Raw genomic sequence first — 19,546 nt, forward strand, 5'->3', positions numbered from 1 at the left:
CCTCCTTATAGTCCCTGGCCATCGTTAAGCTTCTCAACGACCTTATTGACTGCGATCAAAAGGATTACATTGACTATGGTATTGAACAGGCCTACCGCTGTTGAATAACTGTAATCTCCGTTTAAAAGACCTTTTTTATACACGTAAGTTGCAATGATCTCAGATGAAGCAAGGTTCATATCAGACTGAAGTGCGTAAGCTTTTTCGAATCCGACACTCATGATATTTCCCGCCTGAAGGATAAACTGGATAACAACCATATCCTTTATAGCTGGCCACTCAACTGTTTTGATCTGCTGCCAGATGTTAGCTCCGTCAATCTGTGCCGCCTCCTTAAGTTCCTTACTTGCGTTGGAAAGAGCTGCAGTATACATGATCGATGCCCAACCAGCGCCCTGCCAGATACCACTTATGATGTAAATTGGTCTGAAAGCTGCAGGTATTGTCAGGAAATTGATGTTTGTTCCAAGGAGCATATTTAATGGTCCTGTAACTGATAAAAGGATTCTGACCATACCGCAAAGAACTATAACTGAAATAAAGTTCGGCATATACAGAACAAGCTGTATCTTCTGTTTGACCTTACTGCTGGCTACCCTGTTAAGTAGAAGTGCCAAAATGATCGGCATTGGGAATCCCCAAAGCAAGCCAAAGACACTAAGCTTGAGTGTATTAACAAGATATTGCATGAAATCAGGTGATGATAGGAATTGTTTGAAATATTTAAGACCAACCCATTCGCTGCCAAGAATTCCCTTGAATGGATTATATTTCTGAAAGGCGATCAGGATACCTCCCATTGGAATGTATCTGAACACTATCGTAAGTATCAATGCAGGTCCTAAGAAAAACACATATAGCTGCCAATGTTGCTTAATATATATCAAGGTATTATGCAATGAATTATCTCTTACCTTTGTGTTCATTTGATCCTCCCCTGGCGTTTTGTATTTTACATTTGCACCATTTACATTTGCATATGTAAAATATATCACCCTCGTTTTCTGGTGTCAACATAATTATTTTACATTTGCACAATTAATATTTACGTTTGACACTTTATTTTTTACATTTTATAATGATAAGGGTGTGATGCGCCGTAAATACGGCTTATTCGCCAAATCAAACGACTATAGAAAATGGAGACTATATTATGCCAGCCAAAGTCACCTTGCAAGATATAGCAGACGCTCTTGGAGTATCCAGAAACACTGTATCCAAGGCTATCAACAACACAGGAGTTCTAGCAGAGGCCACCAGACAAAAGGTTTTAGAAAAAGCTATAGAAATGGGATACAAGCAGTTTTCCTATGCCAACTCTCTAGGCGACATCAAAAACCCATCGTTTGGCGCCAAACCATCTGCATCCGGTGAAATAGCTCTTTTTACAGGTAATTTTCTCAACAATTCGCACTTTGCTTCTACTATGCTTGATAAGTTCCAGCATGAAATATCGCTTTTAGGTTATAGTCTTACAATGCACCGAGTTGATCAGCATAACCTCGAAAATCACAGCCTTCCGCTGTCATACAGACCAGAGAATACCAAGGCCATTGTATGTATTGAGATGTTTGAGCATTCCTATTGCGAAATGCTATGTGATCTCGGATTGCCGGTTCTTATGATTGATGCTCCCGTTGCAAGTTATTGGAAGCCATTAAATGCAGATGTGCTGCTGATGGACAATTTCTCCAATATCTACACTGTAGTCAACGATATGAGCAAAAAAGGTATTACCAAGATCGGCTTTGTAGGTCAGGTTACACACTGCCGCTCATTCTATGAGAGATTTATCGCTTTTAGAGAAGCCATGTATATCAATAATCTAAGTTTTGAAGAGAAATATTGTCTGACTGAGATTCATCCACATGGACAGGACTACAGAGAGTATCTATATAAAGCTCTTAAAAATTCAAGTGAGCTTCCTGAATTATTTATCTGTGCGAACGATTTTGTTGCCCTTGACCTCATATATGGACTTAAGAGACTTGGAATAGAATGTCCAAGAGACATTAAGATCTTTGGCTTTGATGATTCACCAGAATCCAAGATCATGACACCTTCTCTTTCAACCAGCCACATACACAGCCAGGTAATCGGCTACTCGGCTGCTAACCTCGTGATCTCAAGGATTGAGCAGCCTGATCTAAATTACAGGATCACCTACACAGAGACAGATCTCATTTACAGAGAGTCAACACAAATACTATAAAAAGATATTGTCACTTATAAAAAAAGCTACAGTATAAACACTATAAATTTAGTGTTTAGCCTGTAGCTTTTGTTTAAGCATAAACTCACATTACTCTTCAGATGTATCTCCAACTGGCTTACCGCCTGTTGCAAGCCACTTAAGATATGCATTGATGAACTGATCAAGATCTCCATCAAGAACTGCATCTGCGTTTGATGCCTTGAAACCTGTACGTGTGTCGTTAACCATTGTGTATGGCTGAAGGACATATGAACGGATCTGGCTTCCCCATGCATTATCCATAACCTCACCACGGATACCAGCAAGCTTAGCTGCCTGTTCTTCCTGCTTCATGATAAAGAGCTTTGCCTTCAGCATCTGCATAGCCTTGTCCTTGTTCTGGAACTGTGAACGCTCATTCTGACAAGCAACAACTACACCAGTAGGAATATGTGTAATACGAACAGCTGATGATGTCTTGTTGATATGCTGTCCACCGGCACCACTTGAACGGTATGTATCAATTCTAAGATCATCAGGATTGATCTCTACATCTAGATCTTCTTCAATATCTGGCATTACATCACATGACACGAATGATGTCTGACGCTTAGCCTGAGCGTTGAATGGGCTGATACGAACAAGTCTGTGTACACCGTGCTCTGACTTTAAGAGTCCATATGCATTTGTTCCAGAAATCTGGAATGTAACTGACTTGATACCAGCTTCATCACCATCAAGAAGGTCAAGAACTTCTGTTGTGAAGCCCTTTCTCTCTGCCCATCTTGTGTACATACGATATAACATAGAAGCCCAGTCACAAGCCTCTGTTCCACCTGCACCAGCGTTAAGTCTAAGGATTACATCATACTTATCATAAGGCTGATTCAAAAGATTGCTGATACGGATATTCTCAAGAGTTGTCTCGAAATCATCAAGCTCAGCTCTGATCTCAGCAGCCATATCCTCATCATCTACACCTTCTGCATTCTGCATATCGATAAGATCAATGATATCGCCATACTGAGTGTTGAGCTTCTCGATACCCTCTACAAGATCCTGCATGTTCTTAAGATCCTTTGTCTTCTTGTTTGCCTTTTCAGCATCATCCCAGAAACCAGGCTCTTCCATTTCACGGCTAAGCTCTTCGATGATCTTCTTCTTAGTATTTAAGTCAAGTGAAGCAGTTACTTCTTTTAATGTGTCCTGAAGGTTTTGAATCTCAACCTTCATCTGATCTAAAACTACCATAAATAAACCTTTCTATTTTTCTCCTAAAGAAATGCGCATTAAACATGCGCATTTCCCATTAACTACACCTTTATATATTACTGAGCTCTGCCACAGCAGTTCTTGTATTTCTTACCACTTCCGCATGGGCATGGATCATTTGGATAAACCTTAGCTTCAACTCTCTTAACTGGAGCCTTAGCTACTGAGTCATCCTTGTTTGTTCCAGTAACCTTAGCTACCTGCTCACGCTCAACTCTCTCTTCAATGTGAACATGGAAAAGAAGTCTTACAGTATCTTCCTTGATGTTCCTTGTCATGTCATCGAACATCTCATAACCAGCCAGCTTGTACTCAAGCTTAGGGTCTCTCTGACCATATGCCTGAAGGCCAATTCCCTGACGGAGTTGATCCATATCATCAATGTGATCCATCCACTTTCTGTCGATAACCTTCAGAAGGATAACACGCTCGATCTCACGGATTGTCTCTGGTTCGGGGAACTCAGCTTCCTTTGCCTCATAAAGCTTAACAGCCTCTTCCTTAAGCTGCTGCATAAGTCCTGACTTTGTAAGAGTCTCTATACGTCCTCTTGTGATCTTCTTGAGTGGAACTGTAGGAAGGAGGATCTCATTAAGCTCGTTAAGATTCCAGTTATCTGGATCATTTTCTTCACCAATAACTGTCTCAACTGAAGACTCTACTATATCTGTGATCATCTTGTAGATAGAATCTCTCATGGAATCTCCATCAAGAACCTTCTTACGTTCTGCGTAGATGATCTCTCTCTGTTCATTATTTACCTGGTCATACTCAAGAAGGTTCTTTCTGATCGCATAGTTGTTAGACTCGATCTTCTTCTGAGCTGACTCAATAGCTCTGGTAAGTGATGAGTGCTCAATTTCCTGTCCATCAGGAATGTTAAGTGCATTGAACATTGCAATGAGTCTCTCTGAACCAAAGAGTCTCATAAGGTTATCTTCAAGTGAAAGATAGAACTTAGATTCACCAGGATCGCCCTGACGTCCTGAACGTCCACGGAGCTGGTTATCAATACGTCTACTCTCATGTCTTTCTGTACCGATGATCTTAAGACCGCCAAGCTCTCTAGCCTCTTCATCAAGCTTAATATCAGTACCACGACCAGCCATGTTAGTAGCGATTGTTACAGCGCCATGCTTACCAGCTTCTGCAACGATCTCAGCTTCCATCTCATGGAACTTGGCATTAAGTACCTGATGCTGAATACCTCTTTTTCTGAGCATCTTGGAAAGTTCCTCAGAAGATTCGATGGTAATAGTACCAACCAGAACAGGCTGTCCCTTCTTGTGTGCCTCTTCTACAGCATCACAGATAGCATTGAGCTTTTCTTTCTTGGTCTTATATACAGCGTCCTGAAGATCCCTACGGATAACAGGCTCGTTTGTAGGAATCTCAATAACGTCCATTCCATAGATATCACGGAACTCACGCTCCTCTGTAAGCGCTGTACCTGTCATACCACACTTCTTTTCAAACTTGTTAAAGAAGTTCTGGAATGTGATAGTAGCAAGAGTCTTGGACTCTCTCTTAACCTTAACATGCTCCTTAGCCTCGATAGCCTGGTGAAGGCCGTCTGAATAACGTCTACCTGGCATTACACGACCTGTGAACTCATCTACGATGAGAACTTCGTCATCCTTAACGATGTAGTCGTGATCACGCTGCATAAGGTTGTTCGCACGAAGTGCAAGGATAATGTTGTGCTGGATCTCAAGGTTCTCAGGATCAGCAAGGTTCTCTATTCTAAAGAATCTCTCAACCTTGGCAACACCCTGCTCAGTAAGGTTGACGATCTTGTCCTTCTCATTAACGATGAAGTCACCAGTCTCTTCTCTCTCGATACCCATGATAGCATCCATCTTGGAGAGATCTTCCATATCCTCACCACGAGTCATCTGCTTAGCAAGGATATCGCATGCCTCATAAAGCTTAGTAGACTTATCTGACTGACCAGAAATGATAAGAGGTGTACGAGCTTCATCAATAAGGATTGAGTCGATCTCATCGATGATAGCGTAGTTAAGGCCACGAAGAACGCACTGCTCTTTGTAGATAGCCATGTTATCACGAAGGTAATCGAAACCAAGCTCGTTGTTAGTAACGTATGTGATATCGCAGTTATATGCTGCTCTTCTCTCTTCTGCATTCATGCTGTTGAGTACAACACCAACAGTAAGTCCAAGGAACTCATGAATCTTACCCATCCACTCAGCATCACGCTTAGCAAGGTAATCGTTGACTGTAACTACATGTACGCCCTTACCTTCAAGAGCATCCAGATATGAAGGAAGTGTAGCAACAAGTGTCTTACCTTCACCAGTTTTCATCTCGGCAATTCTGCCCTGATGGAGGATAACACCACCAATGAGCTGTACCCTAAAGTGTTCCATTCCAAGTACACGCTTACCAGCCTCACGAACTGTCGCATATGCCTCTGGCATAATATCATCAAGAGTCTCGCCATCAGCAAGTCTCTTCTTGAACTCCTCAGTCTTTCCTCTTAATTCTTCATCAGAAAGAGCCTGCATCTTTGGTTGCATTGCCTCAATAGCGTCAACTGTTGATTTGATACGCTTAAGCTCTCTCTCACTGTGTGTTCCAATAATCTTATCAATAATGCTCATACCGTTGTATCTCCTAAAAAAGGGTAAACTACCCCAATATTTTAGCAAAAGTCCGTTGTACATTGTAGCAGATTTACACAAACTATTCAACCTTGTCAGAGTTTAGGATGCTTAATGGCAATCAAAAAAGCCTTAACAAACACAAACTATAATTAGTTCATGCCTATTAAGGCTTTTATCAGTCTTATTATCAAAAGCTAGCACATCATAAGGCCATTTAGTCTCCCCCAAGGTCTATGAACACCACACAGTGTGATATGTATAAGAAGTTAGCTCGAGCGATTTATTTTTTGCAGTCACTGCAAAACCAAAAGTCTATCGTCATCCTACCCCTGCAAAAAATATCGGAGCGAGAGATGACTTTTTATACTATCACACGTCCGGTATCACTACCTTCCGGGAAACCAATTTCCTTCCGGTACCACTACCTTCCGGGAAACCAACACACTACCGGGTAATCAATACTTCTGTGCTTCTTCTTCGCCTGTCATTACACGGATTGCACCCTGTGCAAGTGCAAGGAGCTCATCCTCACCAGGATATACTGTAACTGGGCAGATCCAATCTACACGCTCTTTGATAGCATCTGTGATAACCTGACCATATGCAATTCCACCTGTAAGGATGATCTGATCAACCTTACCCTTAAGAACAGTAGCGCAAGCACCAATGTTCTTGCAGATCTGGTAAATGAAAGCTTCACGAACAAGGATAGCCTTCTCGTTGCCCTCTTCACACATCTTGTTAACTTCTCTCATGTCGTTAGTTCCAAGGTATGCGTTAAGTCCGCCGTAACCAACGATCTTCTTTTTCATCTCATCATATGTGTACTTACCTGAGAAGCACATATCTACAAGAGCCTTAGCAGGTATGCCGTTTGCTCTCTCTGGAGAGAATGCACCATCACCATTAAGTGCTGCGTAAACATCTACCATCTTGCCGTTCTTGTGAACACCAGTTGATGTACCGCCACCCATGTGAACAACGATAACGCTGATCTCGTCATACTTCTTGCCGATCTCTTTTGCATATCTTCTGGCAACAGCCTTCTGGTTAAGAGGATGGTCGATAGAAACACGCTCGATCTCAGGAACACCAGAAATACGTGCAACTGGCTCCATCTCATCTACTACTACTGGATCTACGATGTATGAAGGAACACCGATCTCATCACCGATCTCTCTAGCAAGGATTCCGCCAAGGTTAGAAGCATGCTGACCCTGAACGCCCTTTCTAAGATCCTCTAAAAGAGCATCTGTACACTCATATGTACCGCCTGGAATAGGACGAAGAAGTCCGCCTCTACCAACAATAACATTGAATGACTTGATATCAATGTTCTCTTTCTTGAGGAAATCAAGAATGATATTCTTACGGAAATCCTTCTGATCAATGATTGATGCATAGCTCTCGATTTCTTCTGTGCTATGTCTAAGTGTCTCTTCCTTTACAAGTGTCTCATCCTCAAAGATACCAACCTTTGTTGATGTTGAACCTGGGTTAATGATCAAACTCTTTATCATGATTATTCTCCTTTATTGTTTGCTGCTACAACAGCTGCAAGTGCGATAGAATTAACCTTTACTTCTACAGAATCAGATCTTGATGTAAGAATAACTGGAGCCTTTGTACCTGTGAGGATGTTACCATTCTTAACAGTTGCAAGTCTTACGATAGTCTTGTATGTAAGGTTTCCAGCGTGGATATCTGGGAAAAGAAGGATGTCGGCATCGCCTACGATCTTTCTGTCAAGAGCGCCAGCCTTGTGCTTAGCAGCTTCTGGATCGATAGCAAGGTCCATAGAAAGAGGTCCATCAACGATACAATTCTTGATCTCACCCTCTTCATTAAGTCTTGTAAGCTCTGCTGCCTCAACAGTAACAGGCATCTTAGGGTTAACAACTTCAACTGCTGCAAGTGGAGCAACCTTAGGGCACTCAACGCCACAGGCTCTTGCAACATCTACTGTATACTCAATGATGACTTTCTTGTCTTCAAGTGTTGGGTAAGGCATGAAAGCAACGTCTGTAAGGAATAAAAGACGATTGATTCCAGGAATCTCAAATACGCAAACGTGTGAAAGAGGACGACCTGTACGAAGACCAACTTCCTTATCAAGTACGCTCTTAAGGAAATCTCTTGACTCAAGGGCACCCTTCATGTAGATATCAGCCTTGCCGCTTGATACAAGTGAAACTGCTGTACGTGCAGCCTCGATTGTATCCTTAACATCGATGATCTCGTAATCATCAAGGTTCATTCCAACCTCTTTTGCCTTCTCCTCGATCAGCTCCTTGTCACCAACAAGGATAGAATCAACGATTCCTCTCTCCTTAGCAACCTTAACTGCCTCAAGTACGTGTGTGTCCTGTGCTACAGCAACAGACATCTTCTTGGTGCTGGCAGTCTTGAGCTTAGCTAAAATGTCATCAAAGTTCTTACTCATGATAAAAAACCTCCGTTTTAATTGTTCGATCGAAATAAAATATGAAAAAAGAGTGTTAAACTCTCGCCATATGACAAAAGTTTAACACTCCGAACTTACAATTACAATATTTTTACCAACTTTTCATACTTCAAAAAAGAATTTTTAGAAACCTTCCATTCTGCGCTGTTTACGAAGCTCGCGTCTCTTGATAGCCCCTTCCCACTCAGCCTTCTCATTTTCTGTTTTGACATTAAGTCCATAAGGCACTGTACATGGTGATCCATCGTGATCGATGCACACTTCTGTGAGGTAAGCCCTGTTAAGGACATGTCTCATACCAGTCTTAACATCCTCAACATAAGTATCTACGCGAACTTCCATAGAAGTCTTGCCAACATATGTGATCTTGCCGATCATAACAAGCACATCTCCAAGAAGTGCTCCCTGCTTAAACTGCATGTTATCGATCGCGGCTGTTGCTATAGGATTGCCTGAATGTCTCATGGCAACTGTACCAGCAACCTCATCTATCCACGCCATAAGTGTTCCACCAAAAAGTCTGTTCTCAGCGTTGATATCACCATACTTAACGACCTTGGTCCACTCTGTTATTGAATCCTCCACATTTTTGTTTGCAATCTGTTTGTCAACGTGAAAAACCTTGCCCATACCTTGCACCTCCAAAGTGAGTTTAATACTTTCTCTACATATAATTTTACTCTAAATGCGCCATTGTTTCCATGAAAATGTTACCAGCCACAGTTTTGTGATAGTATATATTTAGCTTGGAAAAAAGCTAACAAAGAAGTGGAGAATAACAAATGTCCAAGATAAGCTTTATTATCCCAATCTATAATACATCTAAATACTTAGATAAATGCGTGGAGTCTGTCTTAAATCAGACTCTTTCAGATATAGAGATAATCCTCGTTGATGATGGCTCTACAGATGGCATATGTCCAAAGATGTGCGACGACTACGCTGCCAAAGATTCCCGCGTAAGAGTAATCCACAAGGAAAATGGCGGTCTCATGTCAGCCTGGATCTGTGGTTCCAAAGCCGCTACCTCTAATTATCTTAGCTTTGTAGACAGTGATGACTGGGTTGATGTTGAAATGGCGGAGTCTCTCTATGCTCTCACCGACAGTTCTTTTGCCACATCAGAAATCATCTCAAGTAATTATATTGTTGAAAAAAACAACGAAAGAAGAAAAGAAACCCAGACGCTTAAACCTGGCGTATATTTCAGACAGGACCTCGATAAGATCTGTGAAGGTCTCCTTGGTGCAGAGATCCGCCCTGTGACTATGTCAAGATGCATGAAGCTCATATCAAAAGAGCTGCTTCTTAACAATCTAAAGTACTGCAACACAGCCATTTCCATGAGCGAAGACGTAAATATTACTCTCCCATGCCTTTGCGACTGTCAGCGCCTCGTAATAGCAGAAGGAAGCTACTTCTATCACTACAGACTTGTAGGCGAATCCATAGTTCACAACTATAATCCAAAGCTTCTTCCAAACCTTGAGCTCACAGACAAGACCTTTAGAGAGATCCTTGCAGATAAAAAAGTTGACGGCTACGAAGCACAGATGGATAGAGAGTTCATCATCATGCTCCTTGTAATCCTCAAAAACGAGCTTCGCTGCCCTGATAAAGACACTGCCGCCCGCGTCAAAAAGATCTTCCTAAGACCTGATATCAGAAAAAAAGTGACATCCACCAAAGTAGATGTCACCTCAAAAGCTAATAAATTGTTATATTACTGCATTAAGCATCCAAATCCTGTAGTAGTAGCCGTAACAAAAGCTATCATCACAGCTTACGACCGAAAGACCAACTAACAAAGGTCTTTCGGCTTTTTTATTTATCTGAGCCAAAAACTTTTTCTTTTAACTTCTTACCAGTAGGTGTTCCAGCAAGTCCGCCAACTGCAGTCTCCTTAAGCGCCGGCACCATAGCATCTCCAACTTCCTTCATGGCATCAAGGCACTCATCCACAGGAATCTTGGCTTTTATCCCTGCAAGAGCCATATCTGCACTTGAAAAAGCTATCATAAGGCCTGACACATTTCTCTTGATACAAGGGATTTCCACAAGTCCAGCCACAGGGTCACACACAAGTCCCATCTGGCTTGAGATTGCAATAGCACAAGCATCTGCGCACTCTGAAGGCGTTCCACCCATAAGCTCCACAAGAGCTGCTGCCGCCATAGCTGCTGCGCTTCCGCACTCAGCCTGACATCCGCCATTTGCTCCAGCGATACTTGCCCTGTTTGCGATCACCATTCCAAAGGCTCCCGCTGTGAAAAGTGACATGATTACGTCATTTTTGTCATATCCCCTGTCCTCATACAAAGTGACAAGGCATCCTGGCAGAATGCCGCAGCTTCCTGCTGTAGGAGTTGCAACGATCTTGCCCATGGAAGCGTTACATCCGGCAACAGAAAGAGCCCTTCCCATTGCTTTGGTCATAAGCTCACCGCTAAGTCCGCCGCCAGTTCTTTTCACATAGTCATTCATAAGAAAGCCCTCACCGCCAGTAAGTCCTGACATAGAGCGCTGTTCCTTCTTAGATCCTGCTTTTACAGACTCCACCATAATGTCAAAGTCTGTCGCCATCTTATCAAAAAGCTTGGAAGGCTCTTTTTCCATGGCCTTTGCCTGGTCTTCCAGCACAAGCTCGCTTATTTTAATATTTCTTTTCTCAGCTTCGCTCACAAGCTCAGCAATAGTCTCATATCTTAGCATATATCCAATTAAATCCTTCTGATCAAGATAGCATTTGTGACATGTTCGATCTGTCTGATATCGTCCACCAGTGTCTCCTGTGGCTGATTGTCGATCTCAATAGTCATGATGGCATCTCCGCCCTTCTCCTGTCTGGAAAGATGGAAATTCGAGATATTAAGATCTGCATGTTCCCAGTGCATAAGATTAGTAACCGCTGCAATTACGCCAGGTTTATCCTCATGCATTACAAGTAACGTATTGTTATCACCATTAAACTCAACAGACATTCCATTGATCTGATTTACAAGGATATTACCTCCACCAATGCTGGCTCCCTGCATGACTCCCTCGGTGCCATCTGTAAGATAATAATGGATCTTGGCAGTATTAGGATGCGCTCCCTTTATATCCTCTTTGAAAAAAGAGTATTCGATGCCTCTTTGAGCTGCGATGGTAAGAGCATCTCTGATCTCAGGAGAATAGCTCTTGTAACCCATGATACCAGCAAGGAGAGCTCTATCCGTACCATGTCCTTTGTAGGTTCTGGCAAAAGAGCCTGAGAGCACGATCTCAACCTTTTTTAGCTGCCTGTCATCTATTAACTTATTAACCACACGTCCCAGTCTCACAGCCCCTGCTGTATGTGAACTTGAAGGTCCGATCATAACTGGTCCGATTATGTCAAAAACATTCATCCGATAAAAACCTTTTTCAATTATTTTGCCAAAGATGAAAGTGGTGTGTAGTCAAATCTCACGTACTTGCTTGTGTCTGCAACTCTGTTGTTGTAGTCTTCCTCCGTTACGTTTTCCCACTCTTCTCCATCATATGTGATAAACCAAGGCTGAGCTTCGTTTTCATAGCCATCGTACTTGGTTCCCCACTGAAGAGTCATCTCTGTAGTATTGTAATCAAGATTGTAAACCATGCTTCCGCTCTCAGCTGCGCCGCCGGAAAACTCATTAACAATAAATGCGTTATCATATACAAAATATCTGTTTCGGGCTGATCCGCTGACTACAAGCTGTGGCTGTCTGTTAACTACTGTATAGATATCATAGACAACGCCCTTAAAGTCGCCTTCTGCAATCTCTCCAACGAAGAGTTCGTCTACACCGTCAAGGTTTACATCAAGATAAGCAAATCCAATTCTATCACCTGCATTACCTTCTGAAAAGGTAGCAACTTCATAAAACTGAGGACTCATATTTTCCTCTTCAAGCTTATTTGCATCCCATCCTTCTGACACAGCTTTTACATACTTATCAAGTACGTCTCCGTAGAGATCTTCACCGTGTATTCCGGCTCCAGCTTTATATGTTGCGCCATTAACTGCCTGAATTGTATTACAGATATCTTTTTCTGCATCTGCGATTCTCTTATAATCCTCAGGCATAGAATAGGATTTATTAAAATCCCACTGAACCTCTGAAGGATAACCTACAACCACGTCGTAGTCCTTGCCATCAGCAGAAACAAGCTCGCCAATCTTAATCTGAGGTCCTCCTGCGTAATCAGGAGTAACTTCTCTTACCCAGACATAAAACTCAAGTCCGCCATAGCCAGCATCCTCGCCTTCCTTGTAAATAACAGATAATGTGTCAGGCTCATTTTCAACTCTACAAATTCCGTCAAACTCTGAGGGGATCGTCATCTGGATAAAATCATTGGAAAAAGTATCACCTTCTACCTGGGCTTCATTTTGAGCCTCCAAAGATTCTTTTTCCGTACTATTTCCTTCTGCATTTGTACCACCAGACGTTCCGCAGGCAGTTGTCAAAACAGTTATCAGTGCTAAAATGATCCAGCTATTCTTTTTCATTTTTCTTTTCCTCATTTAAATTCATGTTTTCCAATATAGTACTATTATACGTTTAAAATGTACCCGTGACAAAAATTAGCAATTTATATCAACCAGGTAACAAGTTGTGGTTAGTGGATAGCGCCATGATACTGTATATTTTATTAAAAGCAAAAAACTACTGACTTTGGGAGGCTAACATGAAAATAAAAACTCTTTTATCAGGTGCTCTGATAGTCACGCTCCTTGCAGGATGTGCAAGCTCTGCCGTGACAAATACTGATCCAAGTGCAAACGTAAGCGCTACTGATAGTACAAATATAGAAGAAAGCGCCAACGATGTCTTAGTTACAGAAGCTTCAAGTTCAGAGGAATCTACTGATGTGCAGGCAGAGTACACTGACTACGCTCCATTAAAAGACCTATGCAGCGATTACTTCACTCTTGGGGTAGGAATAAACGGAAGTAGCCTTGAAAACCAGACCTTAAATATTCCTCACTACATGGAAATGTGCGAGTATCACTTTAACAGCTGCACCATGACAAACCTTATGAAGAGCTGCTACATTCTTGATCAGTTCGGCTCTCAGGCAAATCTCAAAGATGGAAATGAAGAACCTGCTCTTAACTTTGCTTCCATCGATCCTACTTTAAAATGGTGTCAGGAACATGGCATGAAGATGCGCGGTCACACCCTTGTATGGCACACTCAGGCTCCAAACTGGTTCTTTAGAGAAGGCTATACAGACGAAGGCGAATATGTGGATAAAGACACTATGCTCCTTAGAATGGAAAGCTATATTAAGCAGCTGGTAACTCACGTTCAGGAAGAATATCCTGGTGTTGTTTATTGCTGGGACGTTGTAAATGAAGCTGTAGAGCCAGATGCCTGTGACCCTGACAGCTTCTTTAAATGCAGAGTAAAGACCGGAGACGAGCCAAACCCATGGTACGAGACCATAGGCGAAGACTATGTTGAGATGGCATTTACCTACGCTAGAAAATACGTAACTGACGGAGCAAAGCTCTTTTACAATGATTACAACACCTATCAGGAGCCAAAGACAGAAGGAATCTACGCTCTATGCAGTCGCCTTAAAGAAAAAGGACTCATCGATGGTATTGGAATGCAGGGCTACTGGGGAATTGACTATCCCAAGGACGAAGCTATCAAAAAAGCCATCGAGAAATTTTCAGAGCTTGACCTTGAGATTCACGTAACTGAGCTTTCCATCGGAATTGACAACGAAACCGACGCTCTTATTGAAAAACAGGGTGAAAGATACGGCGAAGTATTTAAGCTTCTCCACGATATGGACAAAGAAGCTGGCGGCCCAGCAAACATCACTAATGTAACATTATTTGGACTTGTGGACCACTACAGAGATGGTGATACAACAAATACTCGAATCTTTGATATGAACTATGATCCTAAGCCAGCGTATTTCAAGATAAAAGAGGTTATGGAGAACTACTGATTTTTTACATAAAGAAATGCCTAAGCAGTGGATGTTATCCTTCCTACTTAGGCATTTTCTTATAAGTTCTTTTCTTTTACCATTTTAAGAGCCCTTAATGACGCCAGTTCATCTTCATTAAATGAATATAGCTCTTCTCTGCTGATCCACTTAAAGTCAATAGTTTCTCCTTTTTGAAGTACCACGCTATCTTTTTTTGCATCAGTTTCACAGAAATAAATCACATAAAGAGACCTGTTTTCATCTTGTACAACTCTTCCAATCTCTTCTATTTTCCCTGTGACACCTGTTTCTTCTGAAAGCTCTCTTTTAGCGGCGCCTAAAGGTTCCTCACCTTTAAGAGCTGACCCACCTGCTGTAAACTCCCATTGTCCGCCATGCATTTTCTTAAAATCACGCTGCATCATAAGATAAGTGCCATCAACATGCTTAACCGCTATATCTACAACAAGATGATACTGTCCCTCAGGAATCCCCTCGCCTCTTACAAGAGTCTCACCAGGTATCCTTGTAAAATCTCTATTATAAGCATCCCAAAGCTCTATTCCCTTTATGTGCTCTTTGATATACTTGTCTGCTGCCTTTAAGATATTTCTAACTCCATCATATTCAAGAGTCTTAAGCGCATCCTCAAGATTAAGAACCTTGATAGACCTAACTTCATCAGGCCTTACAATACAAGGCTCTTCATCTAGATACTCAGCAAGAAAATATACAATCTGCCTTGTAACATCTGGCCTCTCTCTGGGTACATATTCATCAACCATCCTAAAATTCTGGATAAGGTCAAGCTCAAGTCCTGTCTCTTCCTTTATCTCACGGATTGCTGTCTGTTCCTCATTTTCACCCTCTTCAACATGTCCCTTGGGAAGGCTATGAAATCCTGAATCTTCCTCGATTATCACGTAAAAGATCTGTTCTCTTCGTATAGTAAAAACAATTGCCCCGCATGACTTCTCTATCATGTAACCACCTCATTATTCAGTCATCTCTTATTAGTTTTAGTGTCAAATTTTTATTATTTTACCAACCTGTAGCTGTTCAAGCTTGTCCCCAAGAATATCTTTAAGAATATGATAAGCTCTATTCATGGTGCAATGACCAGTACAAACGTAATCAATACCAGTGCTGATTATACCCTCAGCAAGAGTCTTTACCTCCTCTTCTGATTTATTGTATAAATGGAAACCTCCAATAAGTCCATAGATATGCTTGTCAGGAAATGTTTCTTTTACTTCGTTTATGATATTAACAGCACCTCCATGAGAACAACTGTTAATGATCACAAGCCCCTTATCAGTATCAATTACAACGCTCTGTTCATGTGAAAAATCATCTGGCTTCCAGCCCTTCTTTGTACGAACATACATCATTTCTCTTTTTCCAATGGCTTCCAATCCTGGAGTCTTGTGAGGAATAAGATAAACGCCTTCACAAAGCTTGTAATCACCTGATACGAATTTGAGTCTGTCGGGATTTCTCTTGATGATATGTCTTGGAAGGCCAATATAAAAGTGGAAAATGAACTTCTTGTGGTAACAGTTCTCCGCTGCTGATTCTCTTAAATAAAAATTAGCTTTATCATTGTGATCAAAGAAATACTGAAGTCCGTTAGAATGATCATAATGAGCATGACTGATAGCGCCATAGTCTACATCTGCAATATTAAGACCAAGCTTTTCCATATTCTTTGCAAAAAGATTAGACGCACCAGTATCTATAAGTACATTATTTTCACCGCATTTTGCATGGATGCAAAGTCCCCATTCTCCCTGCAGGTCTTCATTTGAAATATTATCAACAACTACTGTAAGTTTCGTCTCCATAACTTTCCCCTCGTTTATTTTTCATACACCATCAGCATATCACAATATGTTCCATTTTTACTAGCAAGCAAAAAGGTACTATATATTTCTTTTCACACATGTGATAACGTCATATTAGAAATACTTCTATTTTGATATGAGAATAAAGAAGGAGAATACTAATGAAAAAGAATATACGTACCGTTTTATTGGGAGAACTTTTGCTTTTTATTGCAGTTTTTTTGATCAGTACACTTGGAACCAACTTTGATTTTTCAGTTATGGCATGGTTTTTTGACTTGCCTTCGCTGCTAGTTATTATACTTACACTGATTCCCGGTCTCATCATCATAGGAGAGTGGAAAGATTTCTTAAAGTCTTTCTCTGTAGGAATAAAAGAATACAGGCTCCTTGAGTTAAAAAATATCATTGAAGCAGTAGGTGCTGCTCAGAAACTTGTTGTCTTTGGATCTCTGTTTGCTATCATAATATCAGCAATACTCGTTATGGGAAATATCTCCAAGCCAGAAGCAATTGGCCCTAGACTTGCTATCTGCTTCCTTGCAGGCTTTTATGCAGTTATTATAGAGTTCTTTCTTCTCCCTCTTAAGCTTAATGCTGAGCGCAAAATGAATGAAGAAATGGATATGGAAAATGATTGATTCTGGAATCACGAAAGCACAATATCTGAATATCGCCCGTAATTTTGGGCTTACCACAAGGGAACTCGAACTCGGCTACCTAAAAGTAGCCGGGTTTTCCAATCGTAGAATCGCTTATATGCTCGGCATTTCAGAGCAGACAGTCAAAAATCATTTCACACACATCTATGAAAAAGCCTGGGTACCAGGAAAAAAGGAATTTATAGAACTTTTTAGACAGGATAGATAAAATCTTATGCAAAAAGCTAATAAAAAAAGCATTATCGGACTCATCATATTTAGTTGCTTCCTGATTATTGCCGCCACATGTGGAAAAATACTCAGCAGATTTGTTTACGAAGACCATCTTGATGAGCCGCTTATCACAGTTGATGATAGTGAGATAACTTTAAGAGAATTTGGATATTACATATATTTAGTTGAAGAGTTTGTTCAAGATCAAGCTCTTTTGTATGATCCTGAGAACCCAAAGCATTGGTGGAATACTCATTTTTCCGCAGGTTTGGATTCTCAGTTTGTTTGTGACTATGCCAAGAAGTACGCTGTAAACAGCTGTATATCAGACGAGATTTATTATAAAAAAGCTCTTTCTGATGGTGTTGTACTAAGTAGTGAGGAAGAAAAACAAGCTATAGCCGAAGCTGAGATGATCTTAAACAGCATGAATGGTTATCAGCTTGCTAAGACAGGTGTAGATAAAAATATCCTGATCAACATGAGAATAAAACAAACTATCGCAAGGAAATACTCCAACAATCTTGCAAAAGTCCTGAACTTCACTGGATACGCTGATTCTCCGGAAAAGCTGATGAACTGGGATGGAGCATATTATCAGGAAAACATTTTACCGGGACATTCAGTTATTACCAATGATAAAGTTTTGGATAAAATAATGCTTGGAACTATAACCGTAAATTATCAGTAAGCAGTTTATTCTTTATATCTGACTGTCTACAGTGCTGCCCCAAGGGAAAGGTCAATACTTTTTTATAATCTTCCAAGCACTCAGAAGCTTTTCCATACTCCAGGCAGCATTGGCGGGACTTGTAGATGGAAGACATATTGCTGGTCTTTTGATTACAGGCTCCATATACTTTTCATAATACTTAAGTGCCGTTTTACCATTGACATATATTGCCTTGATATCCGCTGTATTTAAGATAACGCTTAGATCGTTCGGTACTACATTAGTGATGCTGGAGTCCGATGATCCTTCAATATCGCAGGATTGTATCACATCCCATACTGCAATCTTGTTCCTTATCAAAAGAGCTTTCTTCTCCTCAATCGTCCCTGGCTCTTCCTCTTCGAATACTCCGGAAATCACCTTCCAAAATCTATTCTGCTTATGCCCATAGAAAAATCCTTCTTCTCTTGATTTAACAGAGGGAAAACTTCCCAGAATAAGTATTTTTGAACTCTTATCATATATTGGTTCAATTGGATGTATAACCATAATTAAGTCTCCCCTTCCCCCATCCAACATATATGCAAACATTCTTGGATAAAACATCCAAGAATGTATCAACCAATCCAATTAAGTGCGACTTTCGCCGCAAGGATTGGTTGACTCTTGAATCATGTTCTTACGAAACCCGCAGCAAGTGCGTGTTTCTGCAATTCCATCTATGAATACATACTATTCTATAGTACAAGATGGCAACAAAAAAGAGAACCGCAAACTAATACGATTCTCTAATGTTTACTGCCGGCGACCGGGATCGAACCGGTACGGGTATCACTACCCACGGGATTTTAAGTCCCGGGCGTCTGCCAATTCCGCCACGCCGGCATTCTACCATATTTAATTGGTAAAAAATTCGCGATATGCCTAAACATATCGCGAGTGGGGCCTACAGGGCTCGAACCTGTGACCCTCTGCTTGTAAGGCAGATGCTCTCCCAGCTGAGCTAAGACCCCTAATTAAAATAACTGGGTAATGATTTCAATACAGAAACCTAGTGGAGATTCAGGGACTTGAACCCGGGACCGACCGGTTATGAGCCGGTTGCTCTAACCAACTGAGCTAAATCTCCTGAGTGACTCCGACGAGAATCGAACTCGTGTTACCGCCGTGAAAGGGCGATGTCTTGACCGCTTGACCACGGAGCCGTATCAGACCGTAGTAACAGTCTTTTTTTAGCTCCCCCTGTCGGACTCGAACCAACGACACTTCGGTTAACAGCCGAATGCTCTACCGACTGAGCTAAGGAGGATTATTAAAGATACTATATATACAAAATGCCATGCTACTGCATGGTCCTTTTGCTTTGTACCTTCAAAACCGAACACTGATATCTAAATCCATTTTCCTATACTTGCGTTTTGGATAAGCCCTCGACCTATTAGTACACATCAGCTGAACACGTTACCGTGCTTACACCTTGTGCCTATCTAACCTCGTACTCTCCAAGGGGTCTTACTGCCGAAGCAGGGATATCTCATCTTGAGGGGGGCTTCACGCTTAGATGCCTTCAGCGTTTATCCCTTCCGGACGTGGCTACCCAGCCTTATGCATCTGGCGATGCAGCTGATACACCAGCGGTCCG

At 41.4% G+C, this 19,546-nt stretch carries 18 protein-coding genes, 5 tRNA genes and 1 rRNA gene; 6 read left to right on the plus strand and 18 right to left on the minus strand.

What is annotated here, in order from left to right; all coding sequences use genetic code 11:
* Positions 1 to 5: 5 nt before the first annotated feature.
* Complete coding sequence (locus BUA02_RS09970) at positions 6 to 926, minus strand: ABC transporter permease (protein ID WP_072703525.1); 921 nt, start codon at positions 924 to 926, stop codon at positions 6 to 8.
* A gap of 227 nt (positions 927 to 1,153) precedes the next feature.
* Between BUA02_RS09970 and BUA02_RS09975 the strand changes: the two genes are divergently transcribed.
* A complete protein-coding gene (locus BUA02_RS09975) occupies positions 1,154 to 2,212 on the plus strand; it encodes a LacI family DNA-binding transcriptional regulator (RefSeq protein WP_072703528.1) in 1,059 nt (352 codons plus the stop codon).
* 90 nt (positions 2,213 to 2,302) lie between these two features.
* Here BUA02_RS09975 and prfB read toward each other — a convergent pair whose 3' ends face one another.
* From prfB to BUA02_RS10000, 5 genes are all read right to left on the minus strand, one after another.
* Positions 2,303 to 3,445 carry a peptide chain release factor 2 gene (prfB, locus tag BUA02_RS09980; protein WP_072703531.1) on the minus strand — a complete coding sequence of 381 codons (1,143 nt, stop codon included), beginning with the start codon at positions 3,443 to 3,445 and terminating at the stop codon, positions 2,303 to 2,305.
* Positions 3,446 to 3,522: 77 nt separating this feature from the next.
* Positions 3,523 to 6,090 carry a preprotein translocase subunit SecA gene (secA, locus tag BUA02_RS09985; protein WP_072703534.1) on the minus strand — a complete coding sequence of 856 codons (2,568 nt, stop codon included), beginning with the start codon at positions 6,088 to 6,090 and terminating at the stop codon, positions 3,523 to 3,525.
* A 458-nt stretch (positions 6,091 to 6,548) separates the two neighbouring features.
* Positions 6,549 to 7,613 (minus strand): butyrate kinase, encoded by a 1,065-nt coding sequence (buk, locus tag BUA02_RS09990; protein WP_071175373.1) that lies wholly within the window; start codon positions 7,611 to 7,613, stop codon positions 6,549 to 6,551.
* Positions 7,614 to 7,615: 2 nt separating this feature from the next.
* Positions 7,616 to 8,536, minus strand: a complete 921-nt coding sequence (gene ptb, locus BUA02_RS09995) for a phosphate butyryltransferase (protein WP_072703538.1) — start codon at positions 8,534 to 8,536, stop codon at positions 7,616 to 7,618.
* Positions 8,537 to 8,680: 144 nt separating this feature from the next.
* A complete protein-coding gene (locus BUA02_RS10000) occupies positions 8,681 to 9,187 on the minus strand; it encodes an acyl-CoA thioesterase (RefSeq protein WP_071175371.1) in 507 nt (168 codons plus the stop codon).
* Positions 9,188 to 9,339: 152 nt separating this feature from the next.
* On the opposite strand from BUA02_RS10000, the gene BUA02_RS10005 reads away from it, so the two are divergent.
* Positions 9,340 to 10,362: a glycosyltransferase family 2 protein gene (locus BUA02_RS10005; protein WP_072703541.1), complete on the plus strand. Its 1,023-nt coding sequence runs from the start codon at positions 9,340 to 9,342 to the stop codon at positions 10,360 to 10,362.
* Positions 10,363 to 10,381: 19 nt separating this feature from the next.
* Here BUA02_RS10005 and sdaAA read toward each other — a convergent pair whose 3' ends face one another.
* The 3 genes from sdaAA to BUA02_RS10020 are packed head-to-tail and all read right to left on the minus strand — an operon-like array spanning position 10,382 to position 13,073.
* Positions 10,382 to 11,269 carry an L-serine ammonia-lyase, iron-sulfur-dependent, subunit alpha gene (gene sdaAA, locus BUA02_RS10010; protein WP_072703544.1) on the minus strand — a complete coding sequence of 296 codons (888 nt, stop codon included), beginning with the start codon at positions 11,267 to 11,269 and terminating at the stop codon, positions 10,382 to 10,384.
* A gap of 8 nt (positions 11,270 to 11,277) precedes the next feature.
* Positions 11,278 to 11,946 carry an L-serine ammonia-lyase, iron-sulfur-dependent subunit beta gene (gene sdaAB, locus BUA02_RS10015; protein ID WP_072703547.1) on the minus strand — a complete coding sequence of 223 codons (669 nt, stop codon included), beginning with the start codon at positions 11,944 to 11,946 and terminating at the stop codon, positions 11,278 to 11,280.
* A 20-nt stretch (positions 11,947 to 11,966) separates the two neighbouring features.
* On the minus strand, positions 11,967 to 13,073 hold the full coding sequence (locus BUA02_RS10020) for a hypothetical protein (protein ID WP_072703550.1): 1,107 nt from the start codon (positions 13,071 to 13,073) through the stop codon (positions 11,967 to 11,969).
* 179 nt (positions 13,074 to 13,252) lie between these two features.
* On the opposite strand from BUA02_RS10020, the gene BUA02_RS10025 reads away from it, so the two are divergent.
* Entirely contained in the window at positions 13,253 to 14,530 is a 1,278-nt protein-coding gene (locus BUA02_RS10025) for an endo-1,4-beta-xylanase (RefSeq protein WP_072703553.1), read from the plus strand.
* A 59-nt stretch (positions 14,531 to 14,589) separates the two neighbouring features.
* On the opposite strand, the gene BUA02_RS16105 is transcribed toward BUA02_RS10025, so the two are convergent.
* Positions 14,590 to 15,495 (minus strand): NUDIX domain-containing protein, encoded by a 906-nt coding sequence (locus BUA02_RS16105; protein ID WP_242946497.1) that lies wholly within the window; start codon positions 15,493 to 15,495, stop codon positions 14,590 to 14,592.
* A gap of 42 nt (positions 15,496 to 15,537) precedes the next feature.
* Positions 15,538 to 16,356 carry an MBL fold metallo-hydrolase gene (locus BUA02_RS10040; RefSeq protein WP_072703556.1) on the minus strand — a complete coding sequence of 273 codons (819 nt, stop codon included), beginning with the start codon at positions 16,354 to 16,356 and terminating at the stop codon, positions 15,538 to 15,540.
* A 161-nt stretch (positions 16,357 to 16,517) separates the two neighbouring features.
* Here BUA02_RS10040 and BUA02_RS10045 point away from each other — a divergent pair, with 161 nt between their 5' ends.
* Genes BUA02_RS10045 through BUA02_RS10055 form a run of 3 tightly spaced genes read left to right on the plus strand, consistent with a single transcriptional unit; the run spans position 16,518 to position 17,922 of the window.
* A complete protein-coding gene (locus BUA02_RS10045) occupies positions 16,518 to 16,997 on the plus strand; it encodes a hypothetical protein (protein ID WP_072703559.1) in 480 nt (159 codons plus the stop codon).
* Positions 16,990 to 17,226, plus strand: coding sequence for a helix-turn-helix transcriptional regulator (locus BUA02_RS10050; protein ID WP_178297642.1), 237 nt, complete (start codon positions 16,990 to 16,992; stop codon positions 17,224 to 17,226). Before BUA02_RS10045 ends, BUA02_RS10050 begins: the two co-directional genes overlap by 8 nt.
* 6 nt (positions 17,227 to 17,232) lie before the next feature.
* On the plus strand, positions 17,233 to 17,922 hold the full coding sequence (locus BUA02_RS10055) for a hypothetical protein (protein ID WP_072703565.1): 690 nt from the start codon (positions 17,233 to 17,235) through the stop codon (positions 17,920 to 17,922).
* Between the two features lie 51 nt (positions 17,923 to 17,973).
* Here the strand turns inward: BUA02_RS10055 and BUA02_RS10060 are convergent, their stop codons facing one another.
* The 7 genes from BUA02_RS10060 to BUA02_RS10090 form a co-directional block, all read right to left on the minus strand.
* Positions 17,974 to 18,453: a DNA-deoxyinosine glycosylase gene (locus BUA02_RS10060; protein ID WP_178297643.1), complete on the minus strand. Its 480-nt coding sequence runs from the start codon at positions 18,451 to 18,453 to the stop codon at positions 17,974 to 17,976.
* Positions 18,454 to 18,703: 250 nt separating this feature from the next.
* Positions 18,704 to 18,789 (minus strand) — tRNA-Leu (locus BUA02_RS10065).
* 55 nt (positions 18,790 to 18,844) lie between these two features.
* Positions 18,845 to 18,917 (minus strand) — tRNA-Val (locus BUA02_RS10070).
* A 42-nt stretch (positions 18,918 to 18,959) separates the two neighbouring features.
* Positions 18,960 to 19,033 (minus strand) — tRNA-Ile (locus BUA02_RS10075).
* 4 nt (positions 19,034 to 19,037) lie between these two features.
* Positions 19,038 to 19,109: transfer RNA gene (locus BUA02_RS10080), tRNA-Glu, on the minus strand.
* A gap of 31 nt (positions 19,110 to 19,140) precedes the next feature.
* A tRNA-Asn gene (locus BUA02_RS10085) sits at positions 19,141 to 19,213 on the minus strand.
* A 109-nt stretch (positions 19,214 to 19,322) separates the two neighbouring features.
* A 23S ribosomal RNA gene (locus tag BUA02_RS10090) occupies positions 19,323 to 19,546 on the minus strand; the annotation flags it as partial.

The organism is Butyrivibrio hungatei DSM 14810, from assembly GCF_900143205.1.
Classification (GTDB): Bacteria; Bacillota; Clostridia; order Lachnospirales; family Lachnospiraceae; genus Butyrivibrio; species Butyrivibrio hungatei.

Bases quoted from the DNA above. Each gene is read 5' to 3' on its own strand.
- BUA02_RS09970 (WP_072703525.1), bottom strand. From the start codon at position 926: ATGAACACAAAGGTAAGAGATAATTCATTGCATAATACCTTGATATAT.
- BUA02_RS09975 (WP_072703528.1), top strand. From the start codon at position 1,154: ATGCCAGCCAAAGTCACCTTGCAAGATATAGCAGACGCTCTTGGAGTA.
- prfB (WP_072703531.1), bottom strand. From the start codon at position 3,445: ATGGTAGTTTTAGATCAGATGAAGGTTGAGATTCAAAACCTTCAGGAC.
- secA (WP_072703534.1), bottom strand. From the start codon at position 6,090: ATGAGCATTATTGATAAGATTATTGGAACACACAGTGAGAGAGAGCTT.
- buk (WP_071175373.1), bottom strand. From the start codon at position 7,613: ATGATAAAGAGTTTGATCATTAACCCAGGTTCAACATCAACAAAGGTT.
- ptb (WP_072703538.1), bottom strand. From the start codon at position 8,536: ATGAGTAAGAACTTTGATGACATTTTAGCTAAGCTCAAGACTGCCAGC.
- BUA02_RS10000 (WP_071175371.1), bottom strand. From the start codon at position 9,187: ATGGGCAAGGTTTTTCACGTTGACAAACAGATTGCAAACAAAAATGTG.
- BUA02_RS10005 (WP_072703541.1), top strand. From the start codon at position 9,340: ATGTCCAAGATAAGCTTTATTATCCCAATCTATAATACATCTAAATAC.
- sdaAA (WP_072703544.1), bottom strand. From the start codon at position 11,269: ATGCTAAGATATGAGACTATTGCTGAGCTTGTGAGCGAAGCTGAGAAA.
- sdaAB (WP_072703547.1), bottom strand. From the start codon at position 11,946: ATGAATGTTTTTGACATAATCGGACCAGTTATGATCGGACCTTCAAGT.
- BUA02_RS10020 (WP_072703550.1), bottom strand. From the start codon at position 13,073: ATGAAAAAGAATAGCTGGATCATTTTAGCACTGATAACTGTTTTGACA.
- BUA02_RS10025 (WP_072703553.1), top strand. From the start codon at position 13,253: ATGAAAATAAAAACTCTTTTATCAGGTGCTCTGATAGTCACGCTCCTT.
- BUA02_RS16105 (WP_242946497.1), bottom strand. From the start codon at position 15,495: ATGATAGAGAAGTCATGCGGGGCAATTGTTTTTACTATACGAAGAGAA.
- BUA02_RS10040 (WP_072703556.1), bottom strand. From the start codon at position 16,356: ATGGAGACGAAACTTACAGTAGTTGTTGATAATATTTCAAATGAAGAC.
- BUA02_RS10045 (WP_072703559.1), top strand. From the start codon at position 16,518: ATGAAAAAGAATATACGTACCGTTTTATTGGGAGAACTTTTGCTTTTT.
- BUA02_RS10050 (WP_178297642.1), top strand. From the start codon at position 16,990: ATGATTGATTCTGGAATCACGAAAGCACAATATCTGAATATCGCCCGT.
- BUA02_RS10055 (WP_072703565.1), top strand. From the start codon at position 17,233: ATGCAAAAAGCTAATAAAAAAAGCATTATCGGACTCATCATATTTAGT.
- BUA02_RS10060 (WP_178297643.1), bottom strand. From the start codon at position 18,453: ATGGTTATACATCCAATTGAACCAATATATGATAAGAGTTCAAAAATA.